15 protein-coding genes and 1 riboswitch are annotated in these 17,284 nt (G+C 70.8%); of the genes, 4 read left to right on the plus strand and 11 right to left on the minus strand.

Annotation, left to right across the window (positions count from 1 at the left end):
- Positions 1–80 precede the first annotated feature (80 nt).
- Entirely contained in the window at positions 81–2,297 is a 2,217-nt protein-coding gene (locus tag ACZ5VQ_RS24970) for a helix-turn-helix transcriptional regulator (RefSeq protein WP_469106795.1), read from the plus strand.
- Between the two features lie 92 nt (positions 2,298–2,389).
- Here the strand turns inward: ACZ5VQ_RS24970 and bioD are convergent, their stop codons facing one another.
- From bioD to bioB, 3 genes are read right to left on the minus strand one after another with little or no spacing between them, the layout of a single operon-like run.
- Positions 2,390–3,100 carry a dethiobiotin synthase gene (bioD, locus tag ACZ5VQ_RS24975; RefSeq protein WP_469106796.1) on the minus strand — a complete coding sequence of 237 codons (711 nt, stop codon included), beginning with the start codon at positions 3,098–3,100 and terminating at the stop codon, positions 2,390–2,392.
- A gap of 1 nt (position 3,101) precedes the next feature.
- Entirely contained in the window at positions 3,102–4,415 is a 1,314-nt protein-coding gene (locus tag ACZ5VQ_RS24980; protein WP_469106797.1) for an adenosylmethionine--8-amino-7-oxononanoate transaminase, read from the minus strand.
- Complete coding sequence (gene bioB, locus ACZ5VQ_RS24985) at positions 4,408–5,643, minus strand: biotin synthase BioB (RefSeq protein WP_469106798.1); 1,236 nt, start codon at positions 5,641–5,643, stop codon at positions 4,408–4,410. The genes ACZ5VQ_RS24980 and bioB overlap by 8 nt, the downstream gene beginning before the upstream one ends.
- Positions 5,644–5,855: 212 nt before the next feature.
- On the opposite strand from bioB, the gene ACZ5VQ_RS24990 reads away from it, so the two are divergent.
- Positions 5,856–6,992 carry an 8-amino-7-oxononanoate synthase gene (locus ACZ5VQ_RS24990; protein WP_469106799.1) on the plus strand — a complete coding sequence of 379 codons (1,137 nt, stop codon included), beginning with the start codon at positions 5,856–5,858 and terminating at the stop codon, positions 6,990–6,992.
- Here ACZ5VQ_RS24990 and ACZ5VQ_RS24995 read toward each other — a convergent pair.
- Positions 6,973–7,197: a DUF397 domain-containing protein gene (locus ACZ5VQ_RS24995; protein ID WP_469106800.1), complete on the minus strand. Its 225-nt coding sequence runs from the start codon at positions 7,195–7,197 to the stop codon at positions 6,973–6,975. The genes ACZ5VQ_RS24990 and ACZ5VQ_RS24995 overlap by 20 nt on opposite strands.
- Positions 7,198–7,206: 9 nt before the next feature.
- Positions 7,207–8,064, minus strand: coding sequence for a helix-turn-helix domain-containing protein (locus tag ACZ5VQ_RS25000; RefSeq protein WP_469106801.1), 858 nt, complete (start codon positions 8,062–8,064; stop codon positions 7,207–7,209).
- A 263-nt stretch (positions 8,065–8,327) separates the two neighbouring features.
- On the opposite strand from ACZ5VQ_RS25000, the gene ACZ5VQ_RS25005 reads away from it, so the two are divergent.
- Entirely contained in the window at positions 8,328–8,771 is a 444-nt protein-coding gene (locus ACZ5VQ_RS25005) for an ATP-binding protein (RefSeq protein ID WP_362068006.1), read from the plus strand.
- Between the two features lie 49 nt (positions 8,772–8,820).
- Here the strand turns inward: ACZ5VQ_RS25005 and ACZ5VQ_RS25010 are convergent, their stop codons facing one another.
- From ACZ5VQ_RS25010 to ACZ5VQ_RS25025, 4 genes are all read right to left on the minus strand, one after another.
- Positions 8,821–9,306 (minus strand): DUF6328 family protein, encoded by a 486-nt coding sequence (locus ACZ5VQ_RS25010; RefSeq protein WP_362068009.1) that lies wholly within the window; start codon positions 9,304–9,306, stop codon positions 8,821–8,823.
- Positions 9,307–9,396: 90 nt separating this feature from the next.
- Positions 9,397–9,870, minus strand: coding sequence for a C40 family peptidase (locus tag ACZ5VQ_RS25015; protein ID WP_362068012.1), 474 nt, complete (start codon positions 9,868–9,870; stop codon positions 9,397–9,399).
- A gap of 3 nt (positions 9,871–9,873) precedes the next feature.
- A riboswitch (cyclic di-AMP (ydaO/yuaA leader) is annotated at positions 9,874–10,053 on the minus strand.
- Positions 10,054–10,423: 370 nt separating this feature from the next.
- A complete protein-coding gene (locus ACZ5VQ_RS25020; RefSeq protein WP_055615901.1) occupies positions 10,424–10,732 on the minus strand; it encodes a hypothetical protein in 309 nt (102 codons plus the stop codon).
- 7 nt (positions 10,733–10,739) lie between these two features.
- Positions 10,740–11,375 carry an ATP-dependent Clp protease proteolytic subunit gene (locus ACZ5VQ_RS25025; RefSeq protein WP_469106802.1) on the minus strand — a complete coding sequence of 212 codons (636 nt, stop codon included), beginning with the start codon at positions 11,373–11,375 and terminating at the stop codon, positions 10,740–10,742.
- A 429-nt stretch (positions 11,376–11,804) separates the two neighbouring features.
- On the opposite strand from ACZ5VQ_RS25025, the gene ACZ5VQ_RS25030 reads away from it, so the two are divergent.
- Positions 11,805–11,966, plus strand: coding sequence for a hypothetical protein (locus tag ACZ5VQ_RS25030; RefSeq protein WP_469106803.1), 162 nt, complete (start codon positions 11,805–11,807; stop codon positions 11,964–11,966).
- A 1,569-nt stretch (positions 11,967–13,535) separates the two neighbouring features.
- Here ACZ5VQ_RS25030 and ACZ5VQ_RS25035 read toward each other — a convergent pair.
- On the minus strand, positions 13,536–16,133 hold the full coding sequence (locus tag ACZ5VQ_RS25035; protein WP_469106804.1) for a family 78 glycoside hydrolase catalytic domain: 2,598 nt from the start codon (positions 16,131–16,133) through the stop codon (positions 13,536–13,538).
- A complete protein-coding gene (locus tag ACZ5VQ_RS25040; RefSeq protein ID WP_469106805.1) occupies positions 16,130–17,221 on the minus strand; it encodes a LacI family DNA-binding transcriptional regulator in 1,092 nt (363 codons plus the stop codon). The genes ACZ5VQ_RS25035 and ACZ5VQ_RS25040 overlap by 4 nt, the downstream gene beginning before the upstream one ends.
- Positions 17,222–17,284 lie beyond the last annotated feature (63 nt).

A 17,284-nucleotide genomic window follows, 5' to 3' on the forward strand; every position in this document is an offset into this window, starting at 1 on the left:
TCCCGCAGCATTCGCCACCGCCCCTGATGAACGCCCCGGAACAACCGGGCGGCGTGCCGCGAACGCACCCGCGAACCCCGATGTCCGAAGGCGTCCGGGTCCGGGTGCTGCGTGCCGTGCACGGCGATCCGCGCGCGGCCGTGGAACTCGCCGCCGCCCTGAGCGAGCACCAACTGGCCGGTCTGGAACCGCTTCCGGCCGAGCCCGTCGCCGTGGCCCCCGGTCTGCTGCGGTCCCAGCGGCGCGAGATCAGGACCCTCCCGCCGGACACCCGGCGGCTCCTGCTGATCGCCGCCGCTGACCAATACCCCCTCGCCACGCACGCCTTCCAGCGCGCGGTGACCGCTGCCCGGCTGGACACCGGGCCCCTCGACGAGGCCGAGGCCGCCGGATTCGCCCATCCGACGTCCGCCGGAGTCGTGTTCCGGGACCCCTGGACCCGTATCGCCGCCTACGAGACCGCGTCGGCCCTGGACCGGCGCGAGACCCATCGGCTGCTCGCCCGCGTCCTGCGCGGCGAGGGCGAGGCGCCCCGCAGGTCCTGGCACCGCGCAGCCGCCACACTCGGGCCCAGCCGACGCCTCGCGGGGGAGCTGCGCGCATCGGCCCACGAGGCCCGGGCCGCGGGCGAACACGCGCTGGCCTGCGCTCTCCTCGAACGAGCCGCCGCGCTGACCCCCGACCCGCGCGAACGCCCCCGCCTGCTGGCCCGGGCCGCCGCCGACGCCTGGCGCTCGGGCGACGCCGACCGGGCCCGCCGCCTCGCGGCCCACGGCGACGTCGACGGGTTGAGCGGACTGCTCGCTCTACGCGCGGGGAACGCCACGGAGTCGTTCGACGCGCTGCTCGCGGAGGCGGTACGCGGGGTGGAGTCGGGAGAGCGGGCACTCGCCGGTGAACCGGGCAGCGGCACCGACGGCGACCGCACGGTCGGCGGCGCGCTCATCGAGGGCGCGGGCGCGGTCCGAGGCGTACGCCCTGCCGTTCCGGCCGCCCCCGACGTTGCCGCACACCTGGTGGCACGTGCCACCGAAGCCGCCGTCTACACCGGCGACCTGCGCCGATGCCGGGAGGCCGCGGCCGTCGCCGACCGGTACGGGATCGTGCCACCGGGCACACTCGGGGGACTGGCCGCCGCGTTCGAAGGGCGGTACGAGGACGCCCGCGATCTCCTGAAAGCGGCCGCCGGGCGCTGCGGGCCCGGCGGCGACCCCACCTCACTGATCCACTCCTCGATCGCCGCCCTGATGCTCGGCGACCACACCCGCGCCGCCTCCGCGGCCGTACGCGCCGCCGCCTCCGCCCGCGCCAGGGGCGAGTCCATGACCGTCCCGCAGGCCATGGAGTTCCGGGCCTACGCCGAGTTCTGGACGGGCCGCCCACGGGCCGCGGGCGCCGCGACTCTGGACGCCCTGCGCCAGGCGTACGCCACCGGGCAGGACAACGGGGCCTGCCATCTCCAGGCCGCCCTCGCCATGTTCGCCGCCGTCACCGGCGACGAGGACGTCTGCCGGGCCCGCGCCGAAGAGGCCCGTACCTACGCCCTGGCGCGCGGTCTCGGCCTCGCCGCCGCCCTCGCCCTGTGGGCGCTCGCCTTCCTCGACCTCAGCACCGGCCGTTACGCGGCGTCCGCGTCCCGGCTGCGCGCCCTCGCCGGATTCGGCCCCGGGCACGGGCACCGGGCCGTACGCCATCTCGCCACCCCGCACTACGTGGAAGCCGCCGTCCGCACCGGCGACACCCGCGTCGCGCGGGCCGCCCACGCCGACTACGACCGCTGGGCGAGCGCCGTCCGCAGCCCCGACGACCTTGCCCTCAGCGCCCGTTGCCGGGCCCTGCTGGCCACCGGGCCCGAGGCCGTCGAGCACTACCGGACCGCCCTCGACCTGCACGCCGGCGGCACCCGCGACTTCGAACGCGCCCGTACGGAGCTGCTGTTCGGCGGCGCGCTACGACGGCTGCGCAACCGCACGGAGGCGCGTGACCGGCTGCACAGCGCGCTCGAAGCCTTCGAGCACTTCGGTGCTCCGCACTGTGCCGCTCAGGCCCGGGGCGAACTCCGTGCCCTGGGTGAGCCCGCCCAACCGCCGAGCGAGGCCTGTGACTTGGCCGCTCTGCTCACCGCTCAGCAGCTGACGGTTGCTCGGATGGCCGCCGACGGGGCGACCAACCGGGAGATCGCTTCCCGGCTGCTGCTCAGTCCGCGCACGATCGATCACCATCTGCGGGGGGTGTTCAACCGGCTGGGCATTCGGTCGCGGATCGAGTTGGTGAGGTTGTTGGCGTCGGAGGAGTGAGCGCCGTCGGAATGCTGTTCTTTGTCCGCGGGCCGGTTGCGGCTGGTCGCGCCCACGCGGCGGAGCCGCAAGATGTCACAGCCCCGCGCCCCTCAAGGGGCGCTGAAGGCCTCCACGTTCCACGTTCCCCCAAGCCGTGGTGCGAGCCAACTGCCCGCCATGGCGCGGAAGTCGGCTGCCGGGAGCTGACCCGAACCCTCCGGAACCGCACCGAGCAGTGGTGCCTCGGCGACCGTCGGCAGATCCGCGAGGTTGCAACGCGAGGCGAGATCTGGCTCGTTCGGCCAGCTGCCCAGTACGACACCCAGCAGGTCGAGCCGCCGGGACCGCAGTTCGCGGGCGGTCAGCTCCGTCGTGTTGAGCGTGCCGAGTCCGGCCGAGGCGACCACCAGGAGGGGGGCGTCCAGCAGCCGTGCCGCGTCCGCGAGTGTGCCGCCCTCGTCGTCGAACCGTACGAGGAGGCCGCCCGCCCCCTCGACCAGCACGAGGTCGTGGTCGGCGGCCAACTTGCCTGCCGCCTCCGCCACTTCGGCCGGCCGCACCGGTGCGAGACCGGATCGCCGGGCCGCCGTGGCGGGAGCCAACGGCTCGGGATAGCGGGCGAGTTCGACGGACGTCACCGCGCCCGCGAGCCGGGCCACCTCGTCGGCGTCCCCGCGCTCGCCCGGCAGCACACCGGTCTGCGCGGGCTTGAGCACGGCCACGGACCGCCCGGCCGCGAGAGCCGCCGCCGCGACGGCCGCGGTCGCCACGGTCTTGCCGACCTCCGTGCCCGTCCCCGTGATCACCAGTACCGAAGACATGTCAGCCCTCCCGAGCTGCCGCGCACACCGCGGCCGTGATCCGCGCCAGATCCGCGTCCCCGGTGACGTACGGCGGCATCGTGTACACAAGGTCCCGGAACGGGCGCAGCCACACGCCCTCGCGGACTGCGGCCCGGGTCGCCGCGGCCATGTCGATCTCGTGGTCGAGCTGCACGACCCCGATGGCACCGAGCACGCGTACGTCCCGGACCCCGGGCAGCTCCGCCGCCGGAGCAAGCCCCTCCCGCAGCCCGGTCTCGATGCGCTTGACCTCGGTCTGCCAGTCCTGGCCGAGGAGCAGGTCGATCGAGGCGCAGGCCACGGCGGCGGCGAGCGGGTTGCCCATGAAGGTCGGGCCGTGGGCGAGCACCGGCACCTCGCCCCGCGAGATCCCGTCGGCGACCCGCGCGGTGCAGAGCGTGGCCGCCATCGTCATATAGCCGCCGGTCAGCGCCTTGCCCACGCACATCACGTCCGGCGTCACCGCCGCGTGCTCGGCCGCGAACATGGCACCCGTACGGCCGAAGCCCGTCGCGATCTCGTCGAACACGAGCAGCACGTCGTGCGCGTCGCAGGCCTCGCGCAGCACCCGCAGATACGCGGGGGAGTGGAACCGCATCCCGCCGGCGCCCTGCACCACCGGCTCCACGATCACCGCGGCCAGCTCGTCCGCGTGCCGCTCGATCAGCTCACGCAGCTGGTCCGCGTACGACTCCTCGTACGCGACCGGTGGCGGGTCCGCGAACACCTGGCGCTGGAGCACGCCCTGCCACAGCTCGTGCATCCCGCCCTCGGGGTCGCACACGGACATGGGCTGCCAGGTGTCGCCGTGGTAGCCGCCGCGCCAGGTCAGCAGGCGCCGCTTGCCCGGGCGGCCGAGGGAACGCCAGTGCTGGAGGCACAGCTTGACCGCGACCTCGACGGACACCGAGCCGGAGTCGGCCAGGAAGACATGCTCAAGGCCCTCGGGCGACATGTCGACAAGGTGCTTCGCCAGCCGTACGGCGGGCTCGTGGGTGAGCCCGCCGAACATCACGTGGCTCATCCGCCCGAGCTGGTCGCGGGCCGCCTCGTTGAGCGCGGGGTGGTTGTAGCCGTGGATCGCCGACCACCAGGACGACATGCCGTCGATCAGCTCGCCCGGTTCACCCGATTCGCCGTCCGTGCCGGCCAGCCGCAACCGCACCCCGCTCGCCGACTCCACGACGAGCGGTTCCTGCCGGCCGGGCATCGGACCGTACGGATGCCAGACGTGCCGCCGGTCGAGCTCAAGCAGCTCGGGCACGGAGAGGCCGGACACGTGCGGGTCAGGCATTGGGCGCGAGGTCCGTTCCGGCGCCCCGGCGGCGTACCGCGACCAGGTCCGTACGCGCCTCGGAGGCCCGGGCCGTCTCCGGGACCCGCGTCGCCGCGGGGGCCTGCTCGTCGGAGGCCGAGCCACAGGGGCCGCAGCCGCCGCCCTCGTGGGAGCCGCAGCCGGCGTGCGCGTGCGAGCCGCAACCGGCCTCGGCGTGGGAACCACAGCTGCCGCCCGCGGTGACCCGGTGCTCCGGAAGCGTCACCTGGCCCGTGCCCTCCACCTCGAACCCGGCGTCCGCGATCATCTCCAGGTCGGCCTTGCCGGCCTGGCCCTCGGTGGTCAGGTAGTCGCCGAGGAAGATCGAGTTGGCCAGGTTCAGGGCGAGCGGCTGCATCGTGCGCAGATGGACCTCGCGGCCGCCCGCGATCCGCACCTCGACGTCCGGGCAGACGAACCGGACCATCGCGAGGATCCGCAGACAGCGCTGCGGCGTGAGGTTCCACTCCTTGGCCAGCGGGGTGCCCTCGACCGGGATCAGGAAGTTGACCGGCACCGAGTCGGGGTCGAGCGCACGCAGCGAGTAGACGACGTCGACGAGGTCCTCGTCGCTCTCGCCCATGCCCGCGATCAGCCCCGAGCAGGCGGACAGGCCCGCGGCGTGCGCCTTCTGGACCGTGTCGACGCGGTCGGCGTACGTGTGGGTGGTCGTGATGTCCCCGTACGTCGACTCGGACGTGTTCAGGTTGTGGTTGTAGGCGTCCGCGCCCGCCTCGCGCAGCCGCTCGGCCTGGCCGTCGGAGAGCAGCCCGAGGCACGCGCACACCTCGACGCCCTCGTTCTGGTCCTTGATCGCCTTGATGGTGTCCGAGACCCGGTCCACGTCACGGTCGGTGGGACCGCGACCGCTCGCCACCAGGCAGACCCGCTTGGCGCCGCCCGCGAGCCCGGCCGCCGCGGCCTCGGAGGCCTGGTCGGGTTTCAGCCACGTGTACTTGAGGATCCCGGCCTTGGAGCCGAGCCGCTGCGAGCAGTACGAGCAGTCCTCCGGGCACAGGCCCGACTTCAGGTTGACCAGGTAGTTGAGTTTCACCCGTCGGCCGAACCACTGCCGGCGTACCTTGCCGGCCGCGGCCACGACATCGAGGAGTTCGTCGTCGGAGGTCGCCAGTACGGCCAGCGCCTCTTCGCGGGTCGGCAGCTCTCGCCGAAGCCCCTTGTCCACCAGCGTGTTCAGCAGGTCCATGAGGTCCGATCCTGGCCTATCCGACCGCGCCGGGCCAAGGAGGGACCGGACAACAGAGGTCGTTCGACGTGTGGGTATTGCCACATCATGGGCGGCTGGTGGTCCGGCTAGGGTCTGTGCGTTGCCTACAAAAGGCAGGTGGGGACGGTCCGGACGAAATGTCATGTGTCGGCGCCCCATGGGACACCCTCACCTCATGGCCCGGAGGACATATGTCGGGATCGCCTTTCGAGTGGATCGACGAGCAGGCACGGTCGCGCCGCCGGGCCGGACTGGTCCGCACCCTGCGTCCCCGCCCCGCCGACTCCCCGCTCCTCGATCTCGCGGGCAACGACTATCTGGGCCTGGCGAGGCACCCCGAGGTCACCGAGGCGGCCGCGGGCGCCGCGCGGACCTGGGGCGCCGGAGCGACCGGCTCCCGGCTCGTCTCCGGCTCCACGGAGCTCCACGCGGAACTCGAACGCGAGCTGGCCGAATTCTGCGGGTTCGAGTCCGCACTGGTCTTCTCCTCGGGGTACGCGGCCAATCTCGCCGCCGTCACCGCGCTGGCCCCGCACGGCTCCCTCGTCGTCTCCGACGCGGGCAACCACGCCTCGCTGATCGACGGCTGCCGTCTGGCGCGCGGCACCACCCAGGTCGTCGCGCACGCCGACCCCGACGCCGTGCGCAAGGCGCTGGGCACGCATGCCGGAGTGGCCGTCGTCGTCTCCGACACGGTCTTCTCGGTCGACGGCGACGCGGCCCCGCTCACCGGACTCGCCGCCGCCTGCCGGGAGTCGGGTGCCGCCCTGCTCGTGGACGACGCGCACGGTCTCGGCGTACTCGGCGACGGCGGCCGGGGCGCGCCGCACGCGGTGGGTCTCGCGGGCGCGCCGGACGTGGTCACCACCGTCACGCTGTCGAAGTCGCTCGGCAGCCAGGGCGGCGCCGTTCTCGGACCGGCGCACGTCATCGACCATCTGGTCAACGCGGCCCGTACCTTCATCTTCGACACCGGTCTGGCTCCCGCGGCGGCGGGCGCGGCCCTCGCGGCCCTGCGTCTGCTGCGCAGGGAACCGGAACGGGCCACGCGCGCGCGCGGCGTGGCGACCACCCTGCACGAACGGCTGACGGCCGAGGGTCTCGAAGCCGTACGACCGGACGCCGCCGTCGTCTCCGTGCGCGCGTCCTCCCCGGAGCGGGCCGTGCGCTGGGCCGCGGACTGCCGTGAGGCCGGTCTCGCCGTCGGCTGCTTCCGTCCCCCGTCGGTGCCCGACGGCATCTCACGGCTGCGGCTCACCGCCCGCGCGGACCTCACCGACGGGCAACTCGACCGTGCCGTACGCCTGATCATCGAAGCGCGGCGATAAATCCCTCCCAGGCGGCGGAGGCGAAGAGTAGGGCGGGTCCCGACGTGTTCTTGGAGTCGCGCACCGCGAGCAGTCCGGCCCATGGTCCGGAGGCCGGACGGGCCGTCTCGACGCAGTTGTTCATTCCCGTGCTGCGGCTGCTGCGCTGCCACCGCACACCGTGCAGACGGGTGCTCGAAGGTAGGGGCCGAGGCAGGGCGGGCATGGTGCCTCCTTATGCGCCGTGAGCTACACCGGCGATGAAATCCAACGTTTCCTCGGGCGAAAGGGCGTGGACCTGAAGGGAGTCGAAGGCCTCGCTGTAGGCCTGGAGGTCTTCTTTCCGTTCGAGATAGAGGCTACTCGTCAAGTGGTCTAGAACAACCACATCCAGATCAGATGTGCTCGGAAACGAAAAAATAACAAAGGGCCCTGTCACGCCGACATGAGCTCCAACTCCGAACGGCAGCACCTGAATCCGCACGTGAGGGAGTTGCGCGGCCTCTCTGAGGTGGTCCAACTGCCGTGCCATGACCTCCGGTCCGCCGACCGTTCGTCGTAGGGCCGCTTCGTCGAGAACCGCACTCAGTCGGAGCGGTGGATTCGAACGCAGGACGTCCTGACGGGCGAGACGCACCTCCACCAACGCGTCGACCTTGTCGTCCGGCGCCCCGTCCACGGCTGCCAGGGTCACCTCACGGGCGTACTCCCGTGTCTGCAGAAGCCCCGGCACGACGGAGTTCTCCAGCGTGCGCATCACGCTGGCCTGCGACTCCAGGCTGATGAAGTCGCTGTAGGTGGACGGCAGAAGACCCCGGTAGGCGTGCCACCAGTGGTGCCTGCCGTTGTCGTCGGAGCCCGCCAGCACCACGAGCAGCTCGCGCAGTTCCGCGTCCCGGACGTCGTACGCGTCGAGGAGCAGTTCCACGTCCGCCGGCTTCACCCCGCTGCGGCCGGTCTCGATCCGGCTCACCTTCGACTGGTGCCAGCCGACGAGCCGGGCCGCCTCGCCGCTCTTGAGGCCCGCACGGGCACGCAGGGCACGCAGTTCGGCACCGAGCTTCCGGCGGCGCACAGCGGGACCGTACTGCATGGCCGTCTCCTTCCGACCGTCGCGCCGGCGCTATATCGTCCGGCGTCACGCCGACCGTAGAGGACGAACCGGCCCCCCGCCCAAATACGGTCGGCCGTCGCAGAGTTCACCGCTTCGAGCGACAGATATATGCATATCTCGGTGGATCGGCACCACGAACGCCGAGGTAGTGGCACTCTGGCGCAAGCACCAGTCCGGGACCGTACTCGAAGTCATCCGCTTCGTGTCGGACTCCGGTCCCGTGGGAAAGGGACGACCTCGCCATGGCAGACCACCAGGAAGCATCCGTCACTCTGCCGAGCGATCCCGCCTCGGTCTACGCCGCCCGCACATACGTCATGAACGTGCTGGCCGAATGGGGACTTCCATCCGACACGGAGGCCGCCGACACGGTCCGGCTCATCGTCTCGGAGCTCGCCACCAACGCCGTACAGCACACGTTCGGGCAGTCGCCCACCTTCACGGTGGACATCGAACTCGACCGCGACGAACAGCTGCGCATCGGGGTGACCGACAGCCACCCGCGTTTCCCGAAACGGTTGCCCGCGGCCGTCCAGCAGGACAACGGCCGCGGCATGGTGATCGTCCGTTGGCTGACCGTCGAGTGCGGCGGCAAGCTGACGGTCCGGCCCACCAGAGAGGGCGGCAAGACGGTCTCGATCATGCTGCCCTGGGCCGCACCGGTGCAGCCCGTGAGAGCCGAATGAGCGCCGTGCCCTTGAGCGCCGTGCCCCACTGGTGGCGTGAAGGCGCCCGCTAGTCCTCGTCGGCGGAGCCCTGCATCAGGTGGGGGATGAGCGCCCACAGCCCCGCGCAGACGACCAGGGTGGTCGCACCGGCCGCGATGCCGCCCGCCCGGCTCGTCGCCACGTCCACGACGAGCAGGACCGAACCGGAGAGAGCGAACGCGAGCACGCCGAGCCCGATCTCGGCCAGATGCGAGGACGCCTTCACGACCTGCGGCTTGGCGCCCTGCTGGAAGAGCCGGCGATGCAGCGCGGCGGGGGCGGTGAAGAGGGCGGCTGCCAGTACGGAGAGCAGCAGCGTGACGACGTACGTGGTGCGCTGGAACAAGTCCAGGGAGGGGAAGCGTGGGGTGAACGCGAGGGTGAGCAGGAAAGCGAAGAGGATCTGCACCCCGGTCTGCGTGACCCGCAGTTCCTGGAGCAGTTCGTTGAAGTTGCGGTCGGCGCGCTCAAGCCGTGTCTCGTTGCGCTCCTCGTGGTGATGAAGGTCGCCCATAAGTGAAGGAGTAACCACTCTGCGGCGAATATCACGCACCGGGCCCCGGAAGGTGGCCGCGGCGATCACCGCGGCCACCTCCTGGGCGGGTCACCTGACCCGGCCGTACCAGACGCTCTTCGTCCAGATCTTCTGGAGCTTCACCACTTCCCCGGTCTTCGGGGAGTGCCAGATCCGTCCCTTCCCGGCGTAGATGCCGACGTGGTACACGTTCCGGCCCGAGTGGAAGAAGACCAGGTCTCCCTGCTTGCGGTTCGAAGCGGAGACATGGTTCGTCTTGTTGTACTGCGCGGCGGCCGTACGCGGCAGGGACTTGCCCGCCTTCTTGAACGAGTAGAGCGTGAGGCCGGAGCAGTCGAAGCGCTTGGGCCCCGTGGCTCCGTACTTGTACGGGGAGCCCTTCTTCGAGGCTGCTACCTGGAGTGCCTTCGTCGCGGGTGTGGCCGCTTCCGCGCCGGAGGTGAATCCGGGGGCCACGATGCCGCCGCCGACAGCGGCGATGGTGAGAGCCGATGCGGTACCGGCCCTGCTGAACAGCGACGGGACACGATTGAGCGCAGTCATGCGCAACCCTTCGTCAGCCGCCTGTGAAGGATGACCTGTCGGATTCGGGCTGGCGAAGTTGCCCGGCCGCTGACGCGGCTTCACCCCAAGGGCTGCTCGGCCCGGTCATGGCGTGACCGTTCCGGCGACCCGTCGTGCTTGGGTCCTCCACTCCTGCCGATCCACTTCTGTCGACCGGTCATCCGGACGGCGGCAGGACTCGGCGTCCGCCCGGATCGCCCCGCCGCTTGTGGCGGGGGCTTGTCGTCGGAAGGGATCTTGACGCACGGATGTCCCAAAAGCCGAGCGGAATCGGCGTTTTGTGGGCTTACTCACCACTCACCCGTTCGGGTGGACAGCCTTTCCCGCGGGAGGGCGTCGAGGGGGTCGACGACCCTCGTACCAGCACCGGAACGTCTGATTCCGTACGGAGGCTACGCGGGTTGCGCAACTTCCACGGGCCCGTAAAAGCAGCTCTGACTACGCTGTTCGGTGGTACGCCTTTCGGTCCGTTTGAACCCTGACCCGGACGTCTCGTCAGATGCCTGCGTGACGCCGGGTCCGTGGCGGTACGTCAGCTGTCGGAGCGCGGCGGTAGCGCGATCCGGCCCGCTCGGCGCTCACCGTCGAGGACGCGCAGCGCCCGCGCCAGGGTCGGCGCGTGCACCTCGTGCTCGCCGCGTTGGTGCATCAGGGCCAGCGCGTCGCGCAGCGCGGTGGCCCTGCCGACCAGGGCCTGGGCCGCGCGCAGCCCCCGGTAGGTGTCGCCGGAATGGGCCGGGTTGATCCGGCCCAGCAGGTCGACCACTTCAAGGTAACGGTCGATCAGCTCGGCCTCCGCACGGGTCAGGGCCGGCAGCGGCGGCAACTCGGGTGGAAGCATCGGCCGCTCACCTCGCGCCGCGTGCGCTCTGGGTGGACTTCCGGCTCGCGACGATCCGGTCGACCAGTCCGTACTCCAGCGCCGCCTGCGCGTCCAGGATCTTGTCCCGCTCGATGTCCGCACCGATCCGCTCCCGGCTCTGGCCCGAATGACGGGCGAGCATCTCCTCCAGCTGCTCGCGGGTACGCATCAACTCGTCGGCCTGAATGGCCAGGTCGGACGCCTGTCCCTGGACGGGCTCGGAGAACGACGGCTGGTGGATCAGCACGCGGGCGCCCGGCAGCGCGTACCGCTTGCCCGGTGTGCCGGCCGCGAGCAGCACCGCCGCGGCCGACGCCGCCTGCCCCAGGCAGATCGTCTCCACCTCGCAGCTGACGAACTGCATCGTGTCGTAGACGGCCGTCATCGCACTGAACGAGCCGCCGGGGGAATTGATGTAGAGCGAGATGTCCCTGTCGGGCGCCTGGTACTCGAGGTGCATGAACTGCGCCATCACGTCGTTCGCCGAGACGTCGTCGATCGGCGTCCCGAGGAACACGATCCGCTCTTCCAGCAGCTTCGAGTACGGGTCCATGGTCCGACTCCCCGAACTGGTGCGTTCGGTGAACTCGGGCAGGACATGGCGGGCGGACGGTCGGGTCATGACACACGCTCCTCCGGGAGAGGTCCTGTAAAAAATGTACAGGACGTACATTACGTGGATGGGGAGCAGATTCTAGTGATCAAGCTAAATGCCCAGGTCAGAGGTGCTCTTTTTGCTCCTTGGGGGGATCGTGTCTCACATTCCCGTCACTGTTTGCTGGGGGGTGTCGTCGCCCTCACCTCCGGGATCTCGGCTCTTCACTGTCGTACGTCAGTTGACCGACTGGATTCTCCAGGAATGCCTCCAGAAGGCCGATTGGAATGCCTGAGAAGCCGTACCTCAGCCGAACGTGATCCCTTGATTTCTGCTGGTCAGGCATGGTTTCGCTCGGGTGAGGGAGGCATGCGGCGTCTTGTGTCCGCTTCATGACCGAGGGGTGCGCAGGAACTGGTCGAGGCCCTGGCTGTGTCCGCCGCCGGGACGATTGCCGTGACCGAGGTGCAGGAAACGGTGTGCTCACCGGTGCCGGTGCCGGTGCCGGGCTCGACGGTGCCGCCGTGGCGGGACGGGCTGCCGGTGCCGGTGCCGGCACCGGACTACCAGTGGATTCTTGGTCTGCTGGTGGTACACCGTCTGTGTGTCTCTGGCTAGCGCCGATGCGGGATGCGGAGCTTGGACAGTGGACGCTGGCCCGTCTATGGTCCGGATCTTGGTTCACGCGGCGAGGGTGGAGGCGTGTCAGCTCAGGCCGTGCCCGAGATGGCGGCCGCCTCATCCGCTGACTTGACCCGTGATTTGCAACATCCCGCGGTGCCTGGCATTGGGGTGCGTCTCGGACTGAACCCGGCGTACAGCCCGACTCGTCTGCCGCTCTTTATTTCCGCAGGCCAGAGCCCATGTTTACTCGCTGAACAAACTGCCCGGGTCGAATCCGGGTCGAATTCGGGCCCGCGTATTGTCCGCCCTGTCTGATCCGTGGGTGGATAGACGGGATATATCGGGCGCCCTGTCGGTGCAGGGGTGTGGACGGCAGCTGGCCAGCGGTGTGTCGGGAAGCCTCGGACGGATCGAAAGTATCGTCCGGCGTGTCCCCGGCGAAGCGAACGGATGGCGGCCCGTGAAAGTCGGGTTGGAATCCTGCACGACGGTGACGCTCGGCGTGGCGCGGTAGCCCTCAGGGGCTCGGCGCTGGATCGGTGTCAGAGTCCGCGCTGCCGCCCTCAAGAGGGTGTGGAAGTGATCGCGTTGAGGGGACCTCGTTGACTGCTTTCGCCAGGAACTACTGGTCCCTGGTGAAGGCTGTCATGTGGGGCATGGCGTTCCCGTCCCTGCTGGCGGGGCGTCCCCGCCCCGCATGCCGTGGTTTGAATCAGGGTCGTGATGCCGGCGGCGGTCGGCAAGGCGGATTCCGTCAGGCGGAAGAACCTCCGCAAGCAGGCTGGTCAGAGCCTTGGTCTGGCTGCCGGGGGTCACCAGCGCAGACGATGGAGCGGCGCTGCTGTTCCGTTCGTACCTGAGATGGCCGCCGCCGACTGTGCGGACGTACCGTAATTCGGCTCCGTCGCAGATCTTGTGACGTTGGGCGTTCAACGGCTATGCAGTACGCGTCTGCGGAGCAGGTCGAGGTTGGCCCGACCCAATCCCATCCTCTTGAGGAGCTTGACGCGCGTTAAGTGTCCCTCGACCTGGCCAGAGCTCCATGGGTTGTTCAGGAGGGCGCTGACTGCGTCGAGGTCGCGGCGTAGACCGCTGACCAAGGGCTACGGAGCGTGCGACGTGCCCATTTACCTGCCCCGCGGCGGGCGGCGAAGCCACCCTGGTGCGCTGACCTGCAGGGATGGCCAAAATGCAGATGGCTGGCGGTGCGCTGGCCCGTGGCTGGTCCGGATCTTGAACAGGAAGCGCGGGCCAGCGGGCGGAGCTGGAGCCGCGTGGCTGCGTAGACCGGGTAGTCGAGCCGTCCTCTGGTCACGGGAACGACCGGGACAGGCCGCCTACGGCCACGTTTTCCACAGCAGCGTGACGACGTGGGCGGTGTCAAGCCGCTCTACAGGTAGGACACCGTCGTCAACGGCTTCGCCGCCGAGCTGACTGGTGCCCAGCCTGACCGGCTGGCCGCCACCGGAGCCGTCTCACTGACCCGGAACGAGATGCTGCCGATTGAGCGCACCATCGAAGCCGGCGACGATCTCCCGCCTACACCACCAGCTCGTACTCGCGTCAGCCGTCGACGCCGAAGTGGTGTGTCCCCGGGGCGACTTCGGTGCGGGTGCCGTCCGGGAGGTGGATCTCGGCGCGGGTGCCCGCGGGCACCGTGACGTCGAGGTGGAAGGTGCCCTGCTCGATGCGCCAGGCGGAGCGGATCCGGCCGTACGGGCTGTCGTGTTCGGCCTCCGCGCGGCGCAGCCCGCCGCCCGGACGGGGTTCGACGAGGAACCGGCGGTAACCGGGTTCGAGCAGCCGGATGCCCGCGGTGCGGGTGTGCAGGAAGGAGATCACGGCGCCCTTGCTGTAGTGGTTCAGGGAGCCGTGCGGGACGTCGGCTTCGTCGATGCCTTCCCAGGATTCCCAGACCGTGGTGGCGCCGCGGTCGAGCATCCCGAGCCAGGACGGCGGGGTGCGCCGGAGCAGGAGTTGGTAGGCCAGGTCGAGGTGGCCGTGGTCGGCGAGCACGGGAAGCAGGTCGGGTGTGGCGAGGAAACCGGTGCCGAGGTGGGTGTCCGCCTCCTTGACCAGGGCCGCGAGGCGGTCGGCAACGGCCCCGCGCGGCCCCTCGGGCACGAGGCCGAAGGCGAGGGCGCGGACATGGGTGGCCTGGGTCGACGGGACGAGCCCGCCGTCCGGGGCGAGACAGGCGGCCTGCCAGGCGCGCAGCGCGCCCGCGGCGATCTCCTCGTACCGCTCGGCGTCCCGGGTGTGGCCGAGCAGTCGCGCACTGCGTGCCAGCAGGTCGGCGGAGCGGTGCAGAAATGCGGTGGCGACGTCGCTGTGGTCAAGCGTGGGGTCGATCAGCTCGGTGCCGCCCGGCTCCAGCCACTCGCCGAAGTGATGGCCGGTGTCCCAGAGATAGGGATCGTTGTCCGCCCGGTCCGGGTGCTGCCGCTCGCGGGCGCACTCGGCGGCGTAGTCCACCCAGGCCGTCATGGACGGGTACTGCTCGCGCAGGATGTCCAGATCGCCGTACGCCCGCCACAGTTCCCAGGGCACGATGACGGCCGCGTCGCCCCAGCCGGCGGAGCCGTCCAGGGCGTCCATCACACCGGACGGGCCGCGCGGGACGATGCAGGGCACGTTGCCGTCCGGCCACTGGTCCGCCGCGAGGTCGCGCAGCCACTTCACGCTGAAGCCGGCGACGTCGTAGAGGAAGGCGGCGGTGGGCAGGTAGAGCTGCCAGTCGCCGGTCCAGCCGGCTCGCTCGCGCTGCGGGCAGTCGGTGGGTATGTCGCAGACGTTGCCGCGCAGACTCCACACCGCGGCCTCGTGCAGGCGGTTCAGGTCGTCGTGGTCGCAGTCGAACCAGCCGGTGCGGCGCAGATCGGTGTGGACGACGACACCGGTGAGGTCTTCGGGGCCGAGTGCGCGGGGGTGGCCCTCGATCCGTACGTACTGGAAACCGTGGGTGGTGTGCCGGGGCTCGAAGGTCTCCCCGGGGCGGTCGGAGGCGGTGACCCTGTCCTGCTGGCGGAGGGGGAACGGCTCCCCGGTGAGGTAATGATGTGCCGTCAGGTGATCGAGGGTCACATCGCCGTCGGGGCCGAGGGCCTCGCCGTGGGTGAGCGTGACCGTGCTGCCGGCGGGCCCTGTGTCGTTCAGCCGCACCCAGCCGTTGATGTTCTGGCCGAGGTCGACGATCTGCCGCTCCGAGCCGGGAAGAGGGCCGGGAAGCGAGTCGGGAAGAAGGGTGACGGCAGCCGGCCGGAGGGCTTCCACGCGGCGGACCGGGGGAGCGGGCGAGGAGGTGAGGCGGTCGAAGTCCTCGTACACCCCGCCCGTGGCGAGACGCACCGGCCGCCACCCGGACGGCGTCCGGCGCAGGTCGGTGGTCTGGCCGAGCAGCAGGTCGGCGGCCGTGACGGCACCCTGGGCGCTGTGCCATCCGCGCTCGGTGCCGACGACGGTACGGCTGCCGTCGGGGTGGGTGACGACGAGCTGGGCGAGGAGTGCGACCCGGTCGCCGTAGCCGTCCGGTTCCTGGAGCGCGCCGGTCACTCCGCGGTACCAGCCGTCGCTCAGGAGCACGCGCAGATCGTTTCCGCCGCGGCGCAGTCGGCGGGTGACGTCGTACGTCTGCACCTGAAGGCGGTGGTGGTACGACGTGAAGCCGGGGGTCAGTTCGAGGTCGCCGACGCGGACGCCGTTCAGCTCGGCCTCGTAGACGCCGTGGGCCGTGGCGTACAACCGGGCGTTCAGGACCGGGCGTTCGATCCGGAAACCACGGCGCAGCACATGGGCCGGACGCTCGCCCGGCGGCGGTACCGAGTCCTCGTGCGGTTCTATCCAACGGGCCGTCCAGTCGGACGACTCCAGGAGCCCCCACTCCCAGTGCGCGGCGTCGGACCACTCGCTCTCGCCGCGCTCCGTCCAGACCTTGACCCGCCACTCGACACGCTGTCCCGAGCGGGCCGGGCCGCCGGCCCAGGGGACGAGGAGGTGCCGGTCGGACGGGACCCGGCCGGTGTCGACGCCCTCCGAGCGGATGCGGTACGCGAGCTGACCGCCCGTGCCCTCGGGGAGCCGCCAGGACAGCCGCGGACGGCGCTCGGTGATGCCGAGGGTTTCGTCGAGGTGCTCGACACGCAGAACCGTCGGCCGGTTCACCGGGCCGTTCCCGCACGCCAGGAGCCGGCCGGGCCGGCCGAGTCGCGGACGATCACATGCGTGCCCATCCGGATGTGCTGGACGGGGTGCTGCTTCCGGTTCAGGGCCAACCTCACCGCGCTGCGCCCCAGTTGCTCGTGCGGGACGTGCACCGTGGTCAGGGCGGGGAAGAGGTCGGAGGCGAGCGGAATGTCGTCGTACCCCACCACGGAGACGTCCTCGGGCACGCGTACCCCGGCTTCGCGCAGTGCCTTGAGCACACCCGCCGCGATCATGTCGGTGACCGCGAAGACGGCGGTGAAGCCCTGCCCCGAGGTCAGGAGTTGGCGCGTGGCCTCGTAGCCGGACTCGCGGCTGTGCACACCGGGGACGACGAGGTCCGGGTCGAAGGCCAGCCCGCGGCTCTCCAGCGCGCGGCGGTAACCCTTGACCCGCTCGCCGGCGGTCGACTGTCTCTCCACGCCGAGCAGTGCCACCCGTTCGTGGCCGAGGGAGAGGAGGTAGCTGGTCATGGCGAAGGCCCCGCCCTCGTTGTCGTACTCCACGACCGTCTGCGGGATGTCCGGGTCGCCGGCGAGCGGTGCCCGTCCGCACAGGACCAGTCGGGAGCCCTCCGAGTCCAGCGAGTGGGCGAGCTTGACCATGCGCTCCGTGTACTCGGGGGTCTGCACGGTGCCGCCGACCAGGATGATCGCCTCGACGCGCTGCTGGCGCAGGAGGTCGATGACGGCCAGTTCGCGGGCCGGGTCGTTGTGCGTGGTGCACACCAGACACAGGCGGCCTTCCGCGGTGGCCTGCTGCTCCACGCCGTCGGCGATGAGGGAGAAGAACGGGCCCTTCACGTCGGCCACGACGAACGCGACCGTGTTGCTGGTGGTCTGCCGCAGGCCCCGGGCCCCGGCGTTGAGGACGTAGTCGAGGTCCTGCGCGGCCCGCTGGACCTTGATACGAGTGGCGGCTGCCACCGGGTAGTTGCCCGCCAGGACCCGGGAGACAGTGGCCGTGGAGACCCCGGCCCGCGCCGCGACCTCCTTGACCGTGGCCCGTTTGTTCCCGTCGTTCGCGCTGCCCGCGGCGCGCCTGCTCATCGCAGTGCTCTCCCGTCTGTGTGGTCCACCGCGGCAAGTATCCGGTTCCGGGCCCCGGTGGGA

Source organism: Streptomyces sp. NPDC033178 (genome assembly GCF_055577685.1).